Genomic DNA, 20,228 nt, shown 5'->3' on the forward strand with positions numbered 1-20,228 from the left:
CTGAACCCGGTCAAGGGGTTCGGGGTCTCGTTCCACCAGATGTTCATGAAGAGCGAGACCGTCCAGTACCCCGAGGTGAAGAAGCCGACGGCTCCTCGCTTCCACGGGCGGCACCAGCTGAACCGGTGGCCGGACGGCCTGGAGAAGTGCATCGGCTGCGAGCTGTGCGCGTGGGCGTGCCCCGCGGACGCCATCTTCGTCGAGGGCGCCGACAACACGGCCGACGAGCGGTACTCGCCCGGCGAGCGCTTCGGACGCACCTACCAGATCAACTATCTGCGGTGCATCCTGTGCGGGCTGTGCATCGAGGCGTGCCCGACCCGGGCGCTCACGATGACCAACGAGTACGAGCTCGCCGACGACAGCCGCGAGAGCCTCATCTACACCAAGGAGATGCTGCTCGCCCCGCTGCGCGAGGGCATGGAGGCGCCCCCGCACGAGATGCGCCTGGGCGACACCGAGGAGGACTACTACCGCCTCGGCCTCCAGGAAGGCGAGCAGTCGGCTCCCAAGGTGTCCTCGGAGGGCGGCGGGCGCGCGAGCGCCGACCAGGCCGTCAAGCGCGAGAAGGCGCGCAAGGGCGGTGAGGGCAAGTGACCGGCTCCGTCGCGAGCGCGCACGTGCTCGCCGCCGAGGTCGCCGACAAGCAGTCCGGCGAGCCGTTCTTCTTCTGGCTGCTGGCGATCGTCTCGGTGCTCGCCGCGCTCGGCATGATCTTCGCACGGAAGGCGGTGCACTCGGCGCTGCTGCTGGCGACCGTGATGCTCTGCCTGGCGGCGCTGTACGCGATCCAGAACGCGCCGTTCCTGGCGTTCGTGCAGGTGATCGTCTACACCGGCGCGGTGCTGATGCTGTTCCTGTTCGTGCTGATGCTCGTCGGGGTCAGTTCCACCGACTCGCTGGTGGAGACGATCCGGGGCCAGCGGTTCTGGGCGGTCATCGCCGCGATCGGCTTCCTCGTCCTGCTGGCCGTCGGGCTCGGCAACGCCGCGCTCGGCGGCTCGGCCGGGCTGACCCAGGCCAACTCCGAGGGCAACATCATCGGGCTGGCCCGGCTGCTGTTCTCCAAGTACGTGTTCGCGTTCGAGGCGACCAGCGCCCTGCTGATCACCGCGGCGCTGGGCGCGATGGTGCTGGCGCACCGGGAGCGCACCGAGCCGAAGCCGACGCAGAAGGACCTGTCGCGGCAGCGGTTCCTGTCCGGCTCCCACCCGGGCCCGCTGCCGGGCCCCGGCACCTACGCCCGGCACAACGCCGTCGACATGCCGGCGCTGCTGCCCGACGGGACGCCCTCCGAACTGTCGGTCAACCCGGTCATCGCGGCCCGCACCGACACCGCGGAGCGGCACGCCGACCTGTACGGCGGCTCCGAGGAGGAGGCCCTCGAACGGGACGTGGCCGCGGTCAAGGCGGTCACCGAGGACGTCCGCGACACCGACGCCGAGGAGCGCTCGGTCAAGTCGGGGACGCCGGCCGCCGGCGGCGGCGCGAGTGAAGGCGAGGCAGGAGAATGAGCCCGGGGCACTACCTGGCGCTCTCGGCGATCCTGTTCACCATCGGAGCGCTCGGCGTCCTCGTGCGCCGCAACGCCATCGTGGTGTTCATGTGCGTCGAGCTGATGCTGAATGCGACGAACCTGGCGTTCGTCTCGTTCTCCCGAATGCACGGCAACCTGGACGGCCAGATCATCGCCTTCTTCGTGATGGTGGTGGCCGCGGCGGAGGTCGTGGTGGGTCTGGCGATCATCATGACCATCTTCCGGACCCGCAGGTCCTCGTCGGTCGACGACGCGAACCTGCTGAAGTACTGAGAGGCCAGGGATGAAAGCGGAAGGCATCCAGGCCGCGTCCTGGCTCCTCATCGCGCTCCCGCTGGCGGGCGCCGCGATCCTCCTGCTGGGGGGACGGCGCACCGACCGGTGGGGCCACCTGCTCGGCGCCGCGATGTCGGTGGCGTCGTTCGCGGTGGGCGCCGCGATGTTCGCCCAGATGATCGGGTACGACGCCGAGTCCCGGCGCCGCACCCTGCACCTGTGGGACTTCATCGACGTCGGCACGTTCAAGGTCGGCATGGACCTGCTGGTGGACCCGCTGTCCATCACCTTCGTCCTGCTGATCACCGGGGTGGGCTCGCTCATCCACATCTACTCCATCGGCTACATGGCCGAGGACCCCGACCGGCGCCGGTTCTTCGCCTACCTGAACCTGTTCCTGGCGTCGATGCTGGTGCTGGTCCTCGGGGGCAACTTCCTGATCCTGTTCCTGGGCTGGGAGGGCGTCGGCCTCGCCTCCTACCTGCTGATCGGGTTCTGGCAGCACAAGCCGACCGCCGCGACCGCCGCGAAGAAGGCGTTCGTCGTCAACCGCGTCGGCGACATGGGGCTGATCATCGCGATCGCGCTGATCTTCGCCACGTTCGGCAGCATCGACTTCGGCTCGGTGCTCGGCACCGGCGCCGAGCACGTGGGGCTCGCCTCCAAGCTCGGCACCGGCACCGCGACGGCCATCGGGCTGCTGCTCCTGGTCGGCGCGTGCGGCAAGTCGGCGCAGCTGCCGCTGCAGTCCTGGCTGCTGGACGCGATGGAGGGCCCGACCCCCGTGTCGGCCCTCATCCACGCCGCCACGATGGTGACCGCGGGCGTCTACCTGATCGTCCGGTCCGGGCCGATCTTCGAGATGTCGGAGACCGCGCAGCTGGTGGTGACGATCGTCGGCGCGGCCACGCTGCTCGCCGGTGCGATCATCGGTTGCGGCAAGGACGACATCAAGAAGGCCCTGGCCGGGTCGACGATGTCGCAGATCGGCTACATGGTGCTGGCCGCCGGGCTCGGCCCGGCGGGCTACGTGTTCGCCATCGCGCACCTCGTCGCGCACGGCTTCTTCAAGGCGGGCCTGTTCCTCGGCGCCGGCTCCGTCATGCACGGCATGAAGGACGACGTGAACATGCGCCACTACGGCGCGCTGCGCACGGTCATGATGATCACCTACGTGACGTTCGGGCTCGGCTACCTCGCCATCATCGGGTTCCCCGGCCTGTCCGGCTGGTTCACCAAGGACGGCATCATCGAGGCCGCCTACGCCAAGGGCGGCACGTCCGGGATGATCCTCGGCTCCTGCGCGCTGATCGGTGCCGGGATCACCGCGTACTACATGTCGCGGGTCATGTTCATGACGTTCTTCGGTGAGAAGCGCTGGGAGGACGACGTCCACCCGCACGAGTCGCCGGCCGTCATGACCTGGCCGCTGATGCTGCTCGCGGTCGGCTCCGTCTTCGCGGGCGGGTTCCTGATCCTCGGCAGCTTCCCCGGCTTCCTCGAACCGGTCGTCGGGGCGCCCGAGCACGAGCACGAGTTCAAGTGGCTCACCGCGCCGGGCGCCGCCACCTTCGTCCTGATGATCGTCGGCGCCGGGATCGCCTGGATGCAGTACGGCGCCCGCAAGGTGCCGCGCGAGGCGCCCAAGGGCTCGTTCGTCACCGTCGCGGCCCGCAAGGACCTCTACGGCGACGCGCTCAACGAGTCGCTGCTGATGCGTCCCGGCCAGTGGCTGACCCGGCTCGCGGTCTGGTTCGACGGGCGCGGCGTCGACGGCGCCGTCAACGGGACGGCCGCCGGCGTCGGCGGCAGCTCCGGCCGGCTCCGGCGCGTCCAGACCGGCTTCGCCCGCTCCTACGCCCTCTCGATGCTGGGCGGCGCGGCCCTGGTGGTCGCGGCGCTCCTGGTGGTGAACGTGTCATGAGCGACTTTCCCTGGCTGAGCGTCCTCATCGCGCTGCCACTGGTGGGCGCGGTGCTGCTCAGCGCCATTCCCCGCGAGCGGGAGGCGCTGGTCAAGCAGTTCTCGCTCGGCGTCTCCCTGCTCGTCGCGGTCCTCACCGGGGTCATGGCGGCGGGCTTCGACGCGGGCGGCGCGCGGTTCCAGTTCACCGAGAAGTACTGGTGGATCAAGGAGTTTGGGGTCCACTGGGCCCTCGGCGTCGACGGCGTCGCGCTGGTGCTGATCCTGCTGTCGGTGATCCTCGTCCCGCTGGTGATGCTGGCGTCGTGGAGCGAGGCCGACCGGTCCGGCGGCGTGGACGTGCCGGCGAAGCGGTCGGTGAAGACCTACTTCGCGCTGCTGCTCACCATGGAAGCGGCCATGATCGGCGTGTTCGCCGCGACGGACGTGTTCCTGTTCTACGTCTTCTTCGAGGCGATGCTCATCCCGGTGTACTTCATCATCGGGTACTACGGCGGCGCGCAGCGCTCCTACGCCGCGGTGAAGTTCCTGCTGTACTCGCTTTTCGGCGGGCTGCTGATGCTCGTCGCCGTCATCTGGCTGTACCCGCTGTCGAGCCGGTCGGTCGACGAGGGCGGCCTCGGGCACGGCACGTTCCTGTTCGACGAGCTGTCGAAGATGAACATCGACCCGACGACGGCCAAGTGGCTGTTCCTCGGCTTCTTCGTCGCGTTCGCGATCAAGGCGCCGATGGTGCCGGTGCACACCTGGCTGCCGGACGCGGCCCAGCAGTCCCCGGCGGGCGCGCTGGTGCTGATCGTCGGCGTCCTGGACAAGGTCGGCACCTACGGGATGCTGCGGTTCTGCCTGGAGCTGTTCCCCGGCGCCGCCAAGTGGGCGACCCCGGTCGTGCTGGGCTTCGCGGTGCTGAGCATCATCTACGGCGCGGTCCTCGCGATCGGCCAGGTCGACATGAAGCGCCTCATCGCCTACACGTCGGTGTCGCACTTCGGGTTCATCGTCCTCGGCATCTTCGCGATGACGTCGCAGGGCCAGTCCGGCGCCGCGCTCTACATGGTGAACCACGGGTTCTCCACCGGCGCGCTGTTCCTCGTCGTCGGCTTCATGATCGTCCGGCGGCGGTCGGCGCGGATCTCCGACTTCGGCGGGGTGCAGAAGGTCGCGCCCGTCCTCGCCGGGATGTTCCTGATCGCCGGCCTGTCCGCGCTGTCGCTGCCCGGCCTGTCCACGTTCGTATCGGAGTTCCTGGTCATCGTCGGGACGTTCAGCCGGTACGAGTGGGCGGGCGCGCTCGCGGTGAGCGGCGTCGTGCTCGCCGCCATCTACGTCCTGTGGATGTACCAGCGGACCATGGGCGGCCCCAAGGCGCCCGCGGTCGAGGGCATGAAGGACCTGTCCGCCCGGGAGAAGTGGGCCCTCGCCCCGATCATCGCGATCATCGTGGCGATGGGCTTCTTCCCGCAGCCGGTGCTGCACGTGATCAACCCGTCGGTGGACCACACGCTGGCGCGGGTCGACCAGCACGACCCGGCGCCGGACATCACCGGTAACGTCGCCGAGAACGGAGCCCGTCCATGAGCACCACCAGTCAGGTGAGCGCGGTCCTCGCGCAGGGGGGTGACATCCCCGCGCCGCACATCGAGTACGGGCAGATCGCCCCGCTGCTCCTGGTGCTCGGCGCCGCCGTCGTGGGCGTGCTCGTCGAAGCGTTCGTCGGCCGGACCGCGCGCTACTACGTGCAGGTGCCGCTCGCGTTCCTCGGCCTCGCGGGCGGGTTCGGCTGGACGATCGCGCTGGCGTGGCGCGACAACCCGCACCACGTCGCCGCCGAGGGCGCCCTCGGCGTGGACGGCCCCACCCTGTTCATCCAGGGCACCATCCTGGTGCTGGCCCTGGTCAGCCTCCTGCTCATCGCCGAGCGGGGCGACAAGGTCGGCGGCCACTTCGCCGCGCAGGCGTCCGCCCTGCCCGGCAGCGAGGCCGAGCAGCGCACCACCGAGGCGGGGTTCACCCAGACCGAGGTGTTCCCGCTGATGATGTTCGCCGTCGGCGGCATGATGATGTTCCCGGCGGCCAACGACCTGCTCACCATGTTCGTGGCGCTGGAGGTCATGTCGCTGCCGCTGTACCTGCTGTGCGGGCTCGCCCGCCGGCGGCGCCTCCTCTCGCAGGAGGCGGCGGTCAAGTACTTCCTGCTCGGCGCCTTCTCCTCGGCGTTCTTCCTGTACGGGGCGGCGCTGCTGTACGGGTACGCCGGGTCCGTCCGGCTGTCGGACATCTCCGCGCAGATCGGCAAGGACGCGGGCAGCGAGACCCTGCTCCTCGCGGGCGTCGCGCTGCTGTCGGTCGGGCTGCTGTTCAAGCTCGGCGGCGTCCCGTTCCACATGTGGAAGCCGGACGTGTACCAGGGCGCCCCCACCCCGATCACGGCGCTGATGGCGTCCTGCACCGTCGTCGCCGCGTTCGGCGGGATCCTGCGCGTCTACTACGTCGCGTTCGAGACGCTGAAGTGGGACTGGCGGCCCCTCATGTGGGGTGTGGCCATTCTCACCATGGTCGCCGGATCGATCATCGCGATCACCCAGAGCGACATCAAGCGGATGCTGGCCTACTCCTCGATCGCGCACGCGGGCTTCCTGCTCATGGGCGTGATCGCCAGTTCGGCGGACGGCCTGTCCAGCACGATGTTCTACCTGGTCGCCTACGGCTTCACCTCGATCGGCGCGTTCGCCGTCGTGACGATGGTGCGGGACGCGGGCGGCGAGGCCGGCCACCTGTCGCGGTGGGCGGGCCTCGGCAAGCGGTCCCCGGTGGTCGCGGGCGTGTTCGCCTTCTTCCTCCTGGGCTTCGCGGGCATCCCGCTGACGAGCGGTTTCACCGGGAAGTTCGCGGTGTTCAAGGCGGCCGTCGAGGGCGGCGCGACGCCCCTGGTGATCGTCGCCGTGATCTCCTCCGCGGTCGCCGCGTTCTTCTACGTCCGTGTGATCGTCGTCATGTTCTTCAGCGAGCCGGACGCGGAGGGCCCGGTCGTGGTGGCCGGCCCGGCCACCGCGGTCGCGGTCGCGCTCGGAGTGACGGCTACTGTGGTACTCGGCGTGATCCCGCAGCCCGTACTGGACCTCGCGGGGCAGGCCACGACCCACATGTTCGTCCGGTAGGGAGTCTTGGGTGAGCAACCCATTCGCTGAGAAGTCCGGCGGGCCGGCCATCCAGGAGACCGGCCCGTTCGGGCTTCCCGTCGACGCCGCGCTCGCGTCCGACGCCAAGGAGCGCCTCGCCGCCGTCGAGTCCCTTCTGCTCGACTGCGTCCGGGGCGAGGACCCGCTGCTCACCGAGGCCTCGCGGCACCTCGTGGAGGCGGGTGGCAAGCGGTTCCGGGCGATGCTGGTGCTGCTGGCCTCCCACTTCGGCGACCCGGCCGCGTCCGGCGTAGTCCCCGCCGCCGTGGTCGTCGAGCTCACCCACCTCGGCACCCTCTACCACGACGACGTCATGGACGAGGCCACCGTGCGCCGCGGCCAGCAGTCCGCCAACTCGCGCTGGACGAACACCGTCGCCATCCTCACCGGCGACTACCTGTTCGCCCGCGCGTCCGACCTGCTCGCCGACCTCGGCCCCGAGGCCGTCCGCATCCAGGCCCGCGCGTTCGCCCGCCTGGTCCGCGGCCAGATCCAGGAGACCGTCGGCCCCGGCGAGGACGCCGACCCCCTCAAGCACTACCTCCAGGTCGTCGCCGACAAGACCGCGTCGCTGATCGCCGTCTCCGGCCAGTTCGGCGCCCTGCTCTCCGGCGCCCCCTCCCACGTCGTCGACACGGTCACCTCCGCCTGCGAGAAGATCGGCATCGCCTTCCAGCTGTCCGACGACATCCTCGACATCGACTCCGAGACCGAGGAGTCCGGCAAGACCCCCGGCACCGACCTGCGCGAAGGCATCCGCACCCTCCCGATGCACCACGTCCTCGCCGGCATCGGCTCGGGCCCCGACGACGCGCGCCTCCGCGATCTCCTCACCCAGGACCTCACCGACGACGCCCTCCACGCCGAGGCCCTCGCCCTCCTGCGCGCCCACCCCGCCATGGACCGCGCCCGCGCCGACCTCCGCCGCTGGGCCGAGGACGCCCGCACCGAACTCCTCACCCTCCCCGAGATCCCCGCCCGAGACGCCTTCACCAACCTCTGCGATTACGTCGTGAGCCGTACCGGCTAGCGTTCCTCTCCTCCTTCGGGCCTTGAAGGCCCTCCATCGTCGAGAAACGCGGCGATCGCTGGCATCGCTCCGACTCGCCTGGCGGCTCGGTTCGCGATCAGGTTCTTGCTTCGCTTGAACCTGCCTTCGGACGCGATCGCGGCTCCTTGGGTTGTTGCGTGGTTGCGGTGATGGCTGGGGTTGTTGCTTGGGGGCTCCTTCATGCTGCGTGGTCTGGTTCTTGCTTTGGGTGGAGCTGCTTCGTGGGGGAGGGTGTGGGTTTTGATTTGCGCCTGGTTGTGGCGGCGACTAGGGCTAGGGCTGCCAGGGTTCCGCCCAGCCACATGACGCTCGTCTCGCCGGTGGTGTCGGCTGCCAGGCCGCCTGCCAGCGCGCCCAGCGAGATGGCGATGTTGAACGTGGCGACGAACAGTGCTGATGCCGGCTCGGCGGCGTCCGGCGGCACCGCCCGCAGCAGCCAGTTCTGTAGCGTGACCGACACGCCGCCGTAGGCGACTCCCCACAGGACCAGCAGTGCGACCGCCGGAAGCGGGGACCGGCCCGCGACCGGGAACAGCAGGACGGCCGGCGCCAGCAGAAGGGCGAGCCGTACCAGGGTGCGGCGCGGGGCGCGGGCGGCGGCCCTCCCCGCGGTGAAGTTGCCGGCGATGCCCGCCACGCCGTACAGCAGCAGCAGGGTGCTGATCAGAGCCGGGTCCACGCCGGACACCCGCTCCAGCACGGGACGCACGTAGGTGTACGCCGCGAAATGCCCGGTGACCAGGAGGAACGTCACCAGCAGGCCGGCCCGGGCGCGGGGCGCGCGAAGCACCCGCGGCATGGCGGCCAGACCCGCCGCGCCGGTCCCGGGCAGGGGCGGCAGCAGCACGGCGAGTGCGGCGCAGGCCGCCAGCGACAACACCCCGGCCGCGGCGAACGCGGCCCGCCAGCCCGCGAGGTCGCCGATCAGCGTGCCGGCCGGAACCCCCGCCACCGACGCCACCGCGACGCCGCCGAAGATCACCGAAGTGGCGGTGCCGGCGGAACGCTCCGGCACCAGCCGTGCCGCCAGGCCACCGGCGATCGCCCACACGCCGCCGATCGCCACGCCGACCAGGACCCGGGACGCCAGCAGCGCGGGCAGCCCCGGCGCGGCGGCCGAGCCGAGGTCGGCCGCGGCCAGCAGGCCCGCCAGCACGGCCAGCACCGCCCGCCGGTCCAGCCGGGCGGTCGCCGCGGAGAGCGCGGGCGCGGACACCGCGGCGACGAGACCGGGCACGGTCATCGCCAGCCCTGCGGTGCCCGCGGACACCCCGAGGTCCGGGCCGATCGAGGTCAGCAGGCCGACCGGCAGCATCTCGCTGGTGACGACGAGGAACGTGGCCGCCGCGACCGCGAGCACCGCCGGCCGGCCCCGCCGCGGCGGGGGAGAGGGAGAGACCGTCATGTTCCCGACCCTGGTGGACGGGCCGTTCCGGGAACAACGGCGAAGATCGCATCCTTGTATGAGCGGAACTCATCGATCGCGGACCGGGGGAGCGGCGTGCCGGAACTGGAGGCACGGGAGCTGGAGTGCTTCCTCGTTCTCAGCGAGGAACTGCACTTCGGCCGGACCGCGGAACGCCTCTACCTCTCCCAGAGCCGCGTCAGCCAGCTGCTGCGCGCCCTGGAACTGCGGATCGGGGCGCGGCTCGTGGAGCGCACCAGCCGCCGCGTCCGGCTGACCCCCCTCGGCGCCTCCCTGCGGGACGAGCTGCGGCCCGCCTACGCCGCACTCCTCGACGTCGTCGAGGGGGCCAGGGCCAGGGCGCGCGGCGTCGGCGGGGTGCTGCGGATCGGCTTCCTCGGGTTCCTGGACGAGGATCTGGCGGGGCTCGTCCGCGCGTTCCAGCGCGGGCACCCCGGCTGCGAGGTGCACACCGTCGAGATGCCGCTGGCCGACCCGTTCGGGCCGGTCCTGGCCGGGGACGTGGACGCCGCCATCGTCCTGACGCCGGTCCGGGAGCCCGGCCTCGCCGTCGGCCCGGTCTTCTCCGAGGCGCCGCTGACCCTGGCCGTCCCGGCCCGCCACCCGCTCGCGGACCGTCCCTCGGTCCGGGCGGAGGACCTGGCCGGGCACACGCTGGTCAGGATCGCCGGCCCGGCGCCGCTGTACTGGCGCGACGTGCAGTCCCCGCGGCTCACGCCCGGCGGCGGCGCGATCCCGTCCGGACCGGCCGTCAGCACGATCCAGGAGGCCCTCGCGATGGTCGCCGCCGGGCGCGGCGCGATGCCGCTGTGCGTCCCGACGGCCCGCCGCCACGCGCGGGGCGACGTCGTCTTCGTCCCGCTCACCGGCCTGCCCGACTCGGCGCTCGCGCTCGTCTGGCACCGGGACCGCGCCACCGCCCGCCTCCGCGCCTTCGCCGGCGTCGTGGCCGACGGGGTCCGCAGCTAAGCGTTCTGGGGTTCGGGCTCCTCCGTGAGGCCGCGGGTCTTCATGGCGTGCAGGACGAGGTCGATGAGGACCTCCTTGCAGGAGCCGAGGTTGCGGGCGTCGCAGAGCATGACGGGGACCTTGGGGCCCAGGTTGAGGGCCATCTGGATCTCCGCGAGGTCGTACCGCTGGGCGCCCTCGAAGCAGTTCACGGCGACGATGAACGGGGTGCCGCGGCGCTCGAAGTAGTCGACGGACGGGAAGCAGTCCGACAGGCGGCGGGTGTCGGCGAGGACGACGGCGCCGAGCGCGCCGAGCGACACCTCGTCCCACATGAACCAGAAGCGCTCCTGTCCGGGGGTGCCGAACAGGTAGAGGACGTACTCGTTGCGCATCGTGATGCGGCCGAAGTCCATCGCGACCGTGGTGGTCTGCTTGCGTTCCACCCCGGAGATGTCGTCGACGCCGACGCTCTCGTCGGTGAGCAACTCCTCGGTGCGCAGGGGGCGGGTCTCCGAGACCGTGCCCACCATCGTGGTCTTGCCGACCCCGAAGCCGCCCGCGATCACGATCTTGACCGCGGTGGGGAGCCGGCGGGCGCGCATGTCGCGTCGCCCGCCACCGGCGTTAGAGGGCCCGGAGTCCATCGATCACCGCCTTGTAGAGCCTGATGTCGTGCATGTCCGCCTCCGGTTCGGGTTCCTGCAGGGAGACGAACCCCTTGTCGAGGAGGTCGCCGAGCATCACCCGCACGGTCGCCACGGGCAGGTCGAGATGGCCGGTGATCTCGGCCACCGACATCACCGACTGGCAGAGCCGGATGATGGACAGGTGTTCGGGGCCGAGGCCGATCGCGCCCTCGGGCTCGGCTCCGGCCGCCACCACCAAGGTGATGAGGTCGAACCGGCCGCGGGTCGGCTCGATGCGGCCGCTGGTCATCACGTACGGCCGCACCATCGGTCCCGCGTGCTCGTCCAGGAAGCGGTCGCTGACGGGCGGGCGCGTCGCGGCCTCGTCCACCCAGGGCTCCTGGGTGGGATCCTCGGGGGGCATCATGCCGGGCGCCCCTCCTGCGCGGACTCCGAACGCGACGGCGAGGTGAGGTGGTGGCCCATGGCCGTGACGAGCATCGCCATCTCGTAGGCGGTGAGGCCGACGTCGACCTCCTCGGTGGCCAGGACGGCGAGGCACGCACCCTTGCCGGCGACCGTGACCAGCAGGAACGCCGACGCCATCTCGACGATCGTCTGCCGGACGGGCCCGCCGCCGAAGCGGGTGCCGGCGCCCTTGGCGAGGCTCTGGATGCCGGCGGCGACGGCGGCGAGGTGCTCGCCGTCGTCCTGCGTCATGCCCTCGGACGACGCCATGAGCAGGCCGTCCGCCGACAGCACGACCGCGCTGCGGGCGTGCGGCAGCCGGTGGACCAGGTCGTCCAGCAGCCAGCCCAGATCGGAGGAGGAACCGGTCTTCTGCGTCACTGCTCTGCCTCGCCTTCCGCTGCGTTGGTGCCGAGGGCTTCCGCCGCGTCAGAGCGGCCCCGCTGGGTGCCGCGCTGGTAGGAACCCATGATCCGCTGGATCTCCTCGGGGGAGCGGCCCGGGTCCTCCTGCTCGTCCTGCTCGTCGGAGGCGACGGGCTCATCGGTGCGCAGGGGTTCGGCCAGGTTCGCCTGCGGCACTCGGACGGGGAGACCGGACGGTGTGGTGGAGATGTCGGGCACGGGTGGCAGGTCCTCCGGCTCGATGGGGTCGGGACGTGCGCCGTCCGCGGGGTCGTCGTGCCACGCGGGCGTGGGGGCCTCGGGCTCCGGCTCGGGGGCGGTGCCGCCGACGGGCCGGACGGGCAGCGGGTCCGCGGCCGGCGGGGGGACCGCCACGAGGGCGGGTCCGACGGACTGCGGGCCGGTGCCCGACGGGGGGAGCGTCGTCGTGGGGGAGGCGGTGCGGACGTCGGCGACGGACGCGGCGCCGACCGCGGCGGGGCGGCGGACCTCCAGCCCGTTCTGGGTGATGGTGCCGGCCGGGACCTGCGCCGGGCCCTGCTCGACGATCAGGTCCCTGGGGATCACGACGACGGCGGTCGTGCCGCCGTAGGCGGACCGCTTCAGCGAGACCTGGATGTTGTAGCGCTCGGCGAGCTTGCTGACCACGAACAGGCCGAGCTGGACCGAGCTCTGCAGGTTGAAGTCGGGCGGGTCGGCGATCCGCGCGTTGATCTCGGTGAGCTTCTCGTCGGTCATGCCGAGCCCGCGGTCCTCGATGTCGATCGCGAAGCCGCTGGCGACCAGGTGCCCGCCGACCTGCACGATGGTGTCGGGCGGGGAGAACGACACGGCGTTCTCGATCAGCTCGGCGAGCAGGTGGGTGACGTCGCCGACCGAGCGTCCGGCCAGCTCGACCGGGCCGAACGGCAGGACGGTGACGCGGGTGTAGTCCTCGACCTCGCCGACGGCGGCGCGGACCACGTCGACCATCGGGACGGAGTTGCGCCATCCGCGGGCCGGGAGGGCGCCGGACAGCACGATGAGGTTCTCGGCGTTGCGCCGCATGCGGGTCGCGAGGTGGTCGAGCCGGAACAGCTCCTCCAGCTCCTTGGTCTCGATGTCGCGGCGGCGCTCCATCGTGTCCAGCATGGTGAGCTGCCGGTGCACCAGCGTCTGGGTGCGGCGGGCCAGGCTCAGCAGGACGTCCCGGATGCCGCGGCGCAGTTCCGCCTGCTCGACGGCGGTGCGGATCGCGGTCTCCTGGACGGCGTTGAACGCGCGGCCCACCTGCCCGATCTCGTCGTTGCCGAACCGCAGCGGCGGCGCCTCGACCTCGACGTCCACCTTCTCCCCGTGCCCGAGCCGCTCGACGACGCCGGGCAGCCGCTGCTCGGCCAGCTCCCACGCCGCGCCGCGCAGCCGTTCCAGCTGCCGGACGAGGGCGCGCGCCGTGGTGATCGACACGACGATGGAGGCGATGACCGCGAGGAGGCCGAGTCCACCGGCGAGCAGCAGCCGGATGACGACCCAGGTGGCGATGGGTGTGGCGCGCTCCACGAGCCGGTCACCGGCGTCCTGGATGGACTTGCGCATCTGGGCGAGCGCGGGATCGGTCGCGCCGCGCCACTGTTCGGCGGTCATGCGGGGGCCGCGCCCCTTCGTCCGCTGGAGGAGCGCGTCCTCCAGGGCGCCGACGGTGGTGAGGCGCTTGTTGGCGTTCAGCTCGTTCCAGGCCTGCCGGTCGGCGCCCTCCAGGTCGACCAGGGCGCGCTCGTAGTTGAGGCGCCGCGCGCCGACGGCCTTGGCGATGTCGATCTGGTCGATCGGGGTGATCCGGCCGGACGCGAGGACGCCGGCGACCAGGGCGTCCTCCTGGGACAGCAGCTCCCAGGACCGGTTGACGGCGATCTCCGCGCGCAGGTCGGTGGTGAAGCCCTTGTCGTCGAGCGTCGTCGTCCCGTCGTACATGTGGAAGATCGACTCGATGGTGTCGGAGTAGGCGTCGATGATGTGCCGGCGGTCGAAGGCGCCGGCGTCGATCGACCGGCGGTCGCCGTCGAGCCGGCCGAGCAGCCGGACCATCGCGTCGAGCCGCTGGTCCATCTCGTCGTCGGCGGCGCGGCGGACCGAGCCGCTGCGGGCCTTCTCGATGACGATGGCCCGCTCCTTGTCGGTGCGGGCGCGCTGGGCGTCGAGCAGGTCGGGACGCCGCTGGCCGGACGCGAGCATGGTGACGGTGAGGCGGCGCTCGTGCTGCAGCTCGACGAGCAGCGGGTCACTCGGGGCCACGACGCTGTCCAGGGTGCTCACGAAGAGCAGGTTCACGCCTTCGCGCAACGTCACCCAGGCGGCGAAGGCCCACAGCGCGGTCAGCGAGACCAGCAGGGCCGCAATCTTGGTCCGCAGCCGTGAGTTGCGGAAACGCATTATGATCGCCCCAACAATTGTCAAGGTGCCTGCAATGCGAGGTCTTGGGGCCAGGCTGCGAGACACTGGTGGCGGTGAGTGCGGGTAGCGCTATGCCGGGTGATCGGCAAGGCACCGGTGAACCTTACCAACGCCACCAAACCCACTCAAGGTGAATGGTTTCCGGCTCAGGCGTACAAGCAGGTCACCCTCTGACAGGGTGGTGAAATTCACCGCACTGAAACACTCGTGTCACGCCGTGCCAGACGAAGGGCTCCCAGGACCGCCGCCCGCACGATCGTCGTTGGGCGATATAGGTCTTTGTCGTGCCATAGCGGCGGCTTGCCGGAGTCAACGTCCCCCAGACCACCGGTCAGGGCGCCGGGCGTGCTCCGCAGGGCCGCTCTGAGGTAGGCGTCGCCCCGCCGGACCGCGCGCTCCGCCGCCTCCCGCACCGCCGGGTCGGGCGCGGCATCGCCGGACGGGCGGGCGAGGGTCAGAACGTGCACGGCGTAGGCCGTCTCCTCGGCGGTCCCGCACCAGCGTCCCCAGGAGCCGTCCGGGCGCTGTTCCCGCAGCACCCACTCGACGGACCGATTCACGGCGTCCGCCGATTCCGGGCCCCCGAACTCGTCCAGCGCCAGCGCGGCGCAAGCGGTCGCGTAGAGCGGCGAGGCGTGCCACCGATCCTCCCAGCGGCCGTCGTTCAACTGCTCGCCGATGAGCCAGGACGCCGCTTTTCGCGCGCTCGCCGCGTAACGGCCGGCCGGTCCCTCGCCGCCGCACTCCAGGTAATGGCCGAACGCCTCAAGCACGTGCGCGTTGGTCGTGACCGACCGTCCGTTCTCACCGGGCCAGCTACAGAAATGCGTGCTCGTTTCGTACTTCCACAGCAGGTCGGGCGGGTGCGGTTCGCCGAGAAGCGACAGCGCGTACAGCACGCCGGAACTGGTGTCGGCGTCCGGGGGCAGGCCGGTGCCGCCCGGCGCGCCGTCCTCGCCGAGCGACGCCCGCATCTGGGCGATCAGCTCCGGCGGGACGGCCGGCGCGAGCCCGGCGCGGGCCAGCCAGCCCAGCACCCACCCGCGCTCGAAGTTGGTCACCGGGACGGCGACGGGAACGGGACCGCCGTGCTGCTCGGCGGCCGCCTCCAGGTAGCGCCGCGCGGCGCGTTCACCGGCCCCGCCGTCGGGGGCGGCGTCGGGGGCGCCGAGCCACGCGGCGGTGGCGGCGGTGGACGCGCCGACGGTCGCGAACCGTCCCGGCCCGTTCGCCGCGGAAGGACGCACCGGTTCCGGCAGCGGCACGGGACGGACCGAACCGGCCCGGCGCGCCGACGCCCCCGCGATCTCCAGGGCGTGCTGGACCTTCAGCGGCACGGCGCCGCCGTTCTCCAGATGGGCCTTGGCGGCGGCGACGAACGCCCCGTCCATCCCCGCGGGCGGGGACAGCCGTCCGCCCGTCCACCAGGCGGCGAGGGCGGGGTCGTCGCGGAGCCGGTCGAGGTGCCCGTTGATCGACTCGATCAGGGCCGGGGTGATGTGCTCGATGGCCGGCATGTCCGGGAAGCCGGCCGCGGTGGCGCCGTCGAGCCGCCGGGCGAGGGCCCGCAGCGCGCGCCCGGCGCCGCGGACCACCTCGGCGACGTAGAGCCCGGCCGGCCAGCGGCGCCCCTCCGAGGCCAGCGCGGACAGCAGCGCCTCGGTCGCGCTCAGGGTCGGGACGAGCGCGTATCCCGGGTCGGGCGCCCCCCAGCCGCCGTCGGGCCGCTGCGTGTCCAGCAGGAAGCGGATCCTCCCGGAATGCCCGGTCAGCCAGGGGGCCAGGCTCACCAGCCGCCCGGTCTCGTAGACCGACGGGGACGACCGCCCCCACGGGTGGTGCACGAGATCGGCCACCAGCGCGCCGGCGGCCGCGTAGAGATCGTCGGGGTCGGGATCGGCGGCCTCGGCCGCCTCCGGACCCGCCTCCTCGACGGTCACAGCGACCCCCAGTAGTCGCTCAGCCCGTAGAAGCCCGTACTGAAGCCGATCTGCCGTTCGAGATAGGCCACCGCCTCGGGGCAGTCGCCCCGCAGCGGCCGGACGCGGTCGCGGCAGCGCGCCACGATCGCGTCGATCCGCGCCGTGATCTGGGCACGTTCCACCCCGAGCATCTGAGCGTTCAGGTCGCCCCAGGTGACGTCCCGCTCGTAGGTGGCGAGGTCGTTCAGCAGCCGCAGCACCTGCTGGACGTCCCGGCTCGCGGCCTGCAGTTCGCCGATGTGGTCGAGGACGCCCTGGTCGGCGTGCACGATCCAGTGCGAGATGTTGACCCAGGCCGAGCCGTAGTTGTCGGCGTTGTCCAGGTATTCATCGAACGTGGGCCATGAGGCCTCGTCGACGAACTTCCACGTCAGCTCGCGGGCACCGGCGTGCAGCAGCCGCGCGAACTGCTCCAGCCAGTCGTCGCGCAGCGCCGCGAAGCCCGGCGACCCGGCGGCCTCGTCCCGGATGTCGGCGAGGAACCGGGTGAGCCCGTCCCCCGGCTCCGGCGGTGCCCCCTCCGCGACGGCGAGGCAGCGCCGGTTGATGTCGTCCACCTCGTCCCGGGTCGTCGCGACGTGGTCCACCAGCCAGTCCAGACCGAAGATCCACAGCGAGGTGCGCGCCGCCATCCGGATCCCGGACGCCGTCAGCCACGGCGACCCGAACGCGTTCGCGCAGGCCACGGCGTTGAACAGGGTCTCGTCGATCGGCTTGGCGTCGAACAGGTCGGGATAGGTCTCGGCGCATCTCGCCAGGTCGCGGGCGCATTTCACGGCCTGCGCCATGACGGCCCCGTCGTGGCGCGCCGCCAGGAGGGCGTCGGGAGCGGCGGGGCCGCCGGGATGTGGAGGCGCCCCTTCCGGCGCCGTCACGCGTCCCGCCCGACCGGGGTCAGCGTCATCTCCATCGACTCCCGCGGCCGCAGCGTCGCGCCGATGCGCGGCATGGCCGGGATCGCGTCGGACAGGGCGGGACGGAACCGGCTCAGGATGCTCGTCAGGATCATCCGCGCCTCGACGTCGAACACGTGGCGGCCGATGCACTGGTGCGGTCCGCCGCCGAACGGGAAGTAGGCGTAGCGGTGCCGCTTGCGGGAGTTCTCCTCCGTGAACCGCTCCGGGTCGAACTCCAGCGGACGGTCCCACACCGACTCCAGCCGGTGCGTGAGGAACGGGCTGATGAGCACCGGATCGCCCGGCTCGATGTGCACGCCGCCGAGGATCGTCGGTGCGGTCGCCATCCGCGGGAACATCCAGCCCACCGGGTACAGGCGCAGCAGTTCCTGGACGACCTGCGACACGTACGGCAGCCTCGGAAGATGGTCGGGGCGGACCGGCTCGTCGCCGACCACGCCCTCGATCTCCCCGACCAGCCTGTCCAGGACGTCCGGGTGGTCGTGCAGCAGCGGCCACAGCCAGGTCAGCGCCAGCGTCGTGGTCTCGGTGCTGGTCGCGAACATCGCGAGCAGGTTGTCGCGGATCCACTTGTCGTCCGGCGGGGCGCCGTCCTCGGTCCGGGCCTGGCAGAGCGCGGTGAAGATGTCACTGCCGTCGCCCGGGTTCTCCCGGTAGCGCGCCACCAGCTCGAACAGGACCTCGTCCATCACCTGCACGGCGTCCTTGAACGCCCGGTCGCCCGGCATCGGAAGGACGCGCGGCAGGAACGGCAGCAGGAACCGGACCGAGATCGAGGTCGCGATCTGGTCGAACGTCGGGATCAGCTTGTTGGCCTCGACCGGGGAGATCTTGTCGCCGAACAGGACCTTGATCACGGTCTCGTTGACGATCCGGCTCATCTCCGGCAGCACGTCGATCGGCCGTCCCGCGCGGGCGGGCTCCTCCAGCTTGCCGACGGCGTCGTTGATCGCCTCGGCCATCAGCCCGGTGAGCCGGTTGACGTTGCGGGTGGTGAACACCGGCTGCAGCACCCGCTTGCTGTGCTCCCACTCGGCGCCCTCGGACAGGATGCTGTCGCCCATCAGCTCGCGCAGCGGCCGCCAGAACACCCCGTCCCGCTGGAAGATCTCCGACTCGCGCCGCAGGACCTGCTGGATGTGGTCGGGATGGGTGACCAGGTAGGGATGGGACGCACCGAGGTCGAGCCGGATGAGCCGGCCATCCCCCTCCGTGCTGATCCGTTCCAGCTGGCGAAGCGGGTCGCGGACGAAGCCGGCGACCGTGCGGTAAAGGGGGAAGTTCTTCGCCTTCTGGACTGGGACGGCGCCGACGTCAACGGACATTACCGACTGCCCCTCGATGTTGAGTTGGAGTGCCAGTGCCTGGCCGCCCCGGGGCGCGGTCCCGCCCGGGACGCACGGCGTCCCTCGCGGCGGGATGCCGTGAATGAGTGATACGGGCTTTGTGGGAAGGTTGCGGTGTTATGTAGCTTTCTGTGGGAGTATCACATGATCAATTAACATCGGCAAGGCTTCGCCCGGTAGAAATCTCAACCTTTCCGACGTGACCCTTATCACTTGCCGGTTGTGTTGTCTCGTTGTGCGGTTCGCCCTTACAGGCATGCCGAAGGGGCCCGCGAAAAGGACATTCGCAAGGCGAGAGAGAACACGGAGAGTGACGCTCGCTAAATGGAGCTCTCTTCCGGTTTATACCGAATTACTTTGCGGCGCGGTCGATCGGGACCAGTGCGGGCCACGCCCCGCGTCCCGCCACGCGCACCTCGCCGGTCACTTTCCGTGATCCGCAGCGCACCGCCACGGGGTAGGTGCCGGGCGCGGCGTCCCGCCTCACGACGGCCGCGCCGCCCACGGCCCGTCCGGTGAACGCCTCGGAACCAGCGGCCACACTGCCCGCGCATCCCGGCACCGAGAGCCGGACCCGCTCACCGGGCCGCGCGGCCCGGGGCTCCACCGAGACCGGTCCGTCCCCGCTCGCCTGCCCTGTCGCCGGAGCCAGCATGCCCGCCGCAACGAGCGCTGTTCCCAACACGGTGACGCTGAGCAGACGCAACGACGACTCCCTCGCTCGGGTGTGACGTCCGGCACTTTAGCCCCTAAGTACGGTTTCGGGCACCGCTTCCCTGCGTCCGGCCGTCAACCCGTCCCACGTGAGCGTCACAAGCGCGAGCCAGACCAGCAGGAACCCCGCCCACCGGCTCGGCGGCATCTCCTCGTGCTGCACGAACAGCCCGATGACGAACTGCAGCACCGGCGCCAGGTACTGGAGCATGCCGATGACGCTCATCGGCAGCCGCACGGCCGCCGAGTTGAACAGCATCAACGGCACGGCGGTCACGATCCCGGCCCCGGCCAGCAGCACTGCGTGCCACGCACCGTGGTGCCCGAAGGCCGCCTCGCCCCGTCCCTCCAGCAGCAGCACGAAGCCCAGCGCCGGCAGGAACGTCACGGCCGTCTCGACCGCCAGGCTCTCCGCCGAGGGCATGTCGGCGAACTTCTTCAGCAGGCCGTACACCGCGAACGCGCCCGCCAGCACCAGCGCGATCCAGGGAGGCCGCCCGTAGTCGACGGTCAGCGCGACCACCGCGGCCGCCCCCATCCCGACCGCCGCCCACTGCCACGGCCGCAGCCGCTCCCGGAAGATCACCACACCGAACACCACGCTGATCAGCGGGTTGATGAAGTACCCCAGCGCGGACTCGATCGTGTGCCCGCTGTTGACGGCGTAGATGTACGTCCCCCAGTTGACGCTGATCACCAGCGCCGCCAGCGCCAGCAGCACGCCCCGCCGCCACCCCAGCGTCCGCAGCCACCCCCGGCTCCGCCGCACGGCCAGCACCGCGACCACCGCGACCAGCGACCACATGATCCGATGCGCGAGGATCTCGCCCGCCCCCGCCGGCTTCAGCAGCGGCCAGTACAGCGGGAACAGCCCCCACATCACATACGCCGCGACCCCGCACACCACACCCCGCTTCACAAACGCAACATACCAGCAGGTAATTAACCAAAAGGAACAACACTCCTGACGCCCGCGCCCACCCACCCCGAACACCCGT

At 71.2% G+C, this 20,228-nt stretch carries 18 protein-coding genes; 8 read left to right on the forward strand and 10 right to left on the reverse strand.

Annotated features, from left to right (window positions below):
- Positions 1-39: 39 nt before the first annotated feature.
- Genes nuoI through AB0C84_RS20960 form a run of 7 tightly spaced genes read left to right on the forward strand, consistent with a single transcriptional unit; the run spans position 40 to position 7,945 of the window.
- The gene (gene nuoI, locus AB0C84_RS20930; protein WP_361068918.1) at positions 40-597 is read left to right on the forward strand and encodes an NADH-quinone oxidoreductase subunit NuoI; all 558 of its coding nucleotides are present in this window, start codon (positions 40-42) and stop codon (positions 595-597) included.
- Positions 594-1,514 carry an NADH-quinone oxidoreductase subunit J gene (locus AB0C84_RS20935; protein WP_361068706.1) on the forward strand — a complete coding sequence of 307 codons (921 nt, stop codon included), beginning with the start codon at positions 594-596 and terminating at the stop codon, positions 1,512-1,514. The genes nuoI and AB0C84_RS20935 overlap by 4 nt, the downstream gene beginning before the upstream one ends.
- Positions 1,511-1,810, forward strand: a complete 300-nt coding sequence (gene nuoK, locus AB0C84_RS20940; RefSeq protein WP_021593191.1) for an NADH-quinone oxidoreductase subunit NuoK — start codon at positions 1,511-1,513, stop codon at positions 1,808-1,810. The genes AB0C84_RS20935 and nuoK overlap by 4 nt, the downstream gene beginning before the upstream one ends.
- Before the next feature lie 10 nt (positions 1,811-1,820).
- Positions 1,821-3,737, forward strand: coding sequence for an NADH-quinone oxidoreductase subunit L (gene nuoL, locus AB0C84_RS20945; RefSeq protein ID WP_361068709.1), 1,917 nt, complete (start codon positions 1,821-1,823; stop codon positions 3,735-3,737).
- On the forward strand, positions 3,734-5,314 hold the full coding sequence (locus AB0C84_RS20950; RefSeq protein ID WP_361068712.1) for an NADH-quinone oxidoreductase subunit M: 1,581 nt from the start codon (positions 3,734-3,736) through the stop codon (positions 5,312-5,314). Before nuoL ends, AB0C84_RS20950 begins: the two co-directional genes overlap by 4 nt.
- On the forward strand, positions 5,311-6,894 hold the full coding sequence (gene nuoN, locus AB0C84_RS20955) for an NADH-quinone oxidoreductase subunit NuoN (protein ID WP_339155556.1): 1,584 nt from the start codon (positions 5,311-5,313) through the stop codon (positions 6,892-6,894). Before AB0C84_RS20950 ends, nuoN begins: the two co-directional genes overlap by 4 nt.
- 49 nt (positions 6,895-6,943) lie before the next feature.
- Positions 6,944-7,945 (forward strand): polyprenyl synthetase family protein, encoded by a 1,002-nt coding sequence (locus AB0C84_RS20960; protein ID WP_361068921.1) that lies wholly within the window; start codon positions 6,944-6,946, stop codon positions 7,943-7,945.
- Between the two features lie 199 nt (positions 7,946-8,144).
- On the opposite strand, the gene AB0C84_RS20965 is transcribed toward AB0C84_RS20960, so the two are convergent.
- Complete coding sequence (locus AB0C84_RS20965) at positions 8,145-9,371, reverse strand: MFS transporter (protein ID WP_361068716.1); 1,227 nt, start codon at positions 9,369-9,371, stop codon at positions 8,145-8,147.
- A gap of 96 nt (positions 9,372-9,467) precedes the next feature.
- On the opposite strand from AB0C84_RS20965, the gene AB0C84_RS20970 reads away from it, so the two are divergent.
- Positions 9,468-10,361 (forward strand): LysR family transcriptional regulator, encoded by an 894-nt coding sequence (locus AB0C84_RS20970; RefSeq protein WP_361068719.1) that lies wholly within the window; start codon positions 9,468-9,470, stop codon positions 10,359-10,361.
- On the opposite strand, the gene AB0C84_RS20975 is transcribed toward AB0C84_RS20970, so the two are convergent.
- The 9 genes from AB0C84_RS20975 to rarD form a co-directional block, all read right to left on the reverse strand.
- A complete protein-coding gene (locus AB0C84_RS20975) occupies positions 10,358-10,945 on the reverse strand; it encodes an ATP/GTP-binding protein (RefSeq protein WP_179845830.1) in 588 nt (195 codons plus the stop codon). The two genes, AB0C84_RS20970 and AB0C84_RS20975, sit on opposite strands and share 4 nt — an antisense overlap.
- Positions 10,946-10,967: 22 nt before the next feature.
- Positions 10,968-11,396 (reverse strand): DUF742 domain-containing protein, encoded by a 429-nt coding sequence (locus tag AB0C84_RS20980; protein WP_179845831.1) that lies wholly within the window; start codon positions 11,394-11,396, stop codon positions 10,968-10,970.
- On the reverse strand, positions 11,393-11,818 hold the full coding sequence (locus AB0C84_RS20985; protein WP_345178237.1) for a roadblock/LC7 domain-containing protein: 426 nt from the start codon (positions 11,816-11,818) through the stop codon (positions 11,393-11,395). The genes AB0C84_RS20980 and AB0C84_RS20985 overlap by 4 nt, the downstream gene beginning before the upstream one ends.
- Entirely contained in the window at positions 11,815-14,250 is a 2,436-nt protein-coding gene (locus tag AB0C84_RS20990; protein WP_361068723.1) for a nitrate- and nitrite sensing domain-containing protein, read from the reverse strand. Before AB0C84_RS20990 ends, AB0C84_RS20985 begins: the two co-directional genes overlap by 4 nt.
- Before the next feature lie 209 nt (positions 14,251-14,459).
- Positions 14,460-16,211 (reverse strand): prenyltransferase/squalene oxidase repeat-containing protein, encoded by a 1,752-nt coding sequence (locus AB0C84_RS20995; RefSeq protein ID WP_361068726.1) that lies wholly within the window; start codon positions 16,209-16,211, stop codon positions 14,460-14,462.
- Positions 16,208-17,128, reverse strand: coding sequence for a terpene synthase family protein (locus AB0C84_RS21000; protein ID WP_258943638.1), 921 nt, complete (start codon positions 17,126-17,128; stop codon positions 16,208-16,210). The genes AB0C84_RS20995 and AB0C84_RS21000 overlap by 4 nt, the downstream gene beginning before the upstream one ends.
- Positions 17,125-18,495, reverse strand: a complete 1,371-nt coding sequence (locus AB0C84_RS21005) for a cytochrome P450 (RefSeq protein WP_361068731.1) — start codon at positions 18,493-18,495, stop codon at positions 17,125-17,127. Before AB0C84_RS21005 ends, AB0C84_RS21000 begins: the two co-directional genes overlap by 4 nt.
- 373 nt (positions 18,496-18,868) lie before the next feature.
- A complete protein-coding gene (locus AB0C84_RS21010; protein WP_361068734.1) occupies positions 18,869-19,222 on the reverse strand; it encodes a hypothetical protein in 354 nt (117 codons plus the stop codon).
- Between the two features lie 36 nt (positions 19,223-19,258).
- The gene (gene rarD, locus AB0C84_RS21015) at positions 19,259-20,149 is read right to left on the reverse strand and encodes an EamA family transporter RarD (RefSeq protein ID WP_361068737.1); all 891 of its coding nucleotides are present in this window, start codon (positions 20,147-20,149) and stop codon (positions 19,259-19,261) included.
- Positions 20,150-20,228: the final 79 nt, after the last annotated feature.

The organism is Actinomadura sp. NPDC048955 (genome assembly GCF_040649435.1).
GTDB classification, from domain to species: domain Bacteria; phylum Actinomycetota; class Actinomycetes; order Streptosporangiales; family Streptosporangiaceae; genus Spirillospora; species Spirillospora luteofluorescens.

Bases quoted from the DNA above. Each gene is read 5' to 3' on its own strand.
- nuoI (WP_361068918.1), top strand. From the start codon at position 40: ATGTTCATGAAGAGCGAGACCGTCCAGTACCCCGAGGTGAAGAAGCCG.
- nuoK (WP_021593191.1), top strand. From the start codon at position 1,511: ATGAGCCCGGGGCACTACCTGGCGCTCTCGGCGATCCTGTTCACCATC.
- nuoL (WP_361068709.1), top strand. From the start codon at position 1,821: ATGAAAGCGGAAGGCATCCAGGCCGCGTCCTGGCTCCTCATCGCGCTC.
- AB0C84_RS20950 (WP_361068712.1), top strand. From the start codon at position 3,734: ATGAGCGACTTTCCCTGGCTGAGCGTCCTCATCGCGCTGCCACTGGTG.
- nuoN (WP_339155556.1), top strand. From the start codon at position 5,311: ATGAGCACCACCAGTCAGGTGAGCGCGGTCCTCGCGCAGGGGGGTGAC.
- AB0C84_RS20965 (WP_361068716.1), bottom strand. From the start codon at position 9,371: ATGACGGTCTCTCCCTCTCCCCCGCCGCGGCGGGGCCGGCCGGCGGTG.
- AB0C84_RS20975 (WP_179845830.1), bottom strand. From the start codon at position 10,945: ATGCGCGCCCGCCGGCTCCCCACCGCGGTCAAGATCGTGATCGCGGGC.
- AB0C84_RS20980 (WP_179845831.1), bottom strand. From the start codon at position 11,396: ATGATGCCCCCCGAGGATCCCACCCAGGAGCCCTGGGTGGACGAGGCC.
- AB0C84_RS20990 (WP_361068723.1), bottom strand. From the start codon at position 14,250: ATGCGTTTCCGCAACTCACGGCTGCGGACCAAGATTGCGGCCCTGCTG.
- AB0C84_RS21005 (WP_361068731.1), bottom strand. From the start codon at position 18,495: ATGTCCGTTGACGTCGGCGCCGTCCCAGTCCAGAAGGCGAAGAACTTC.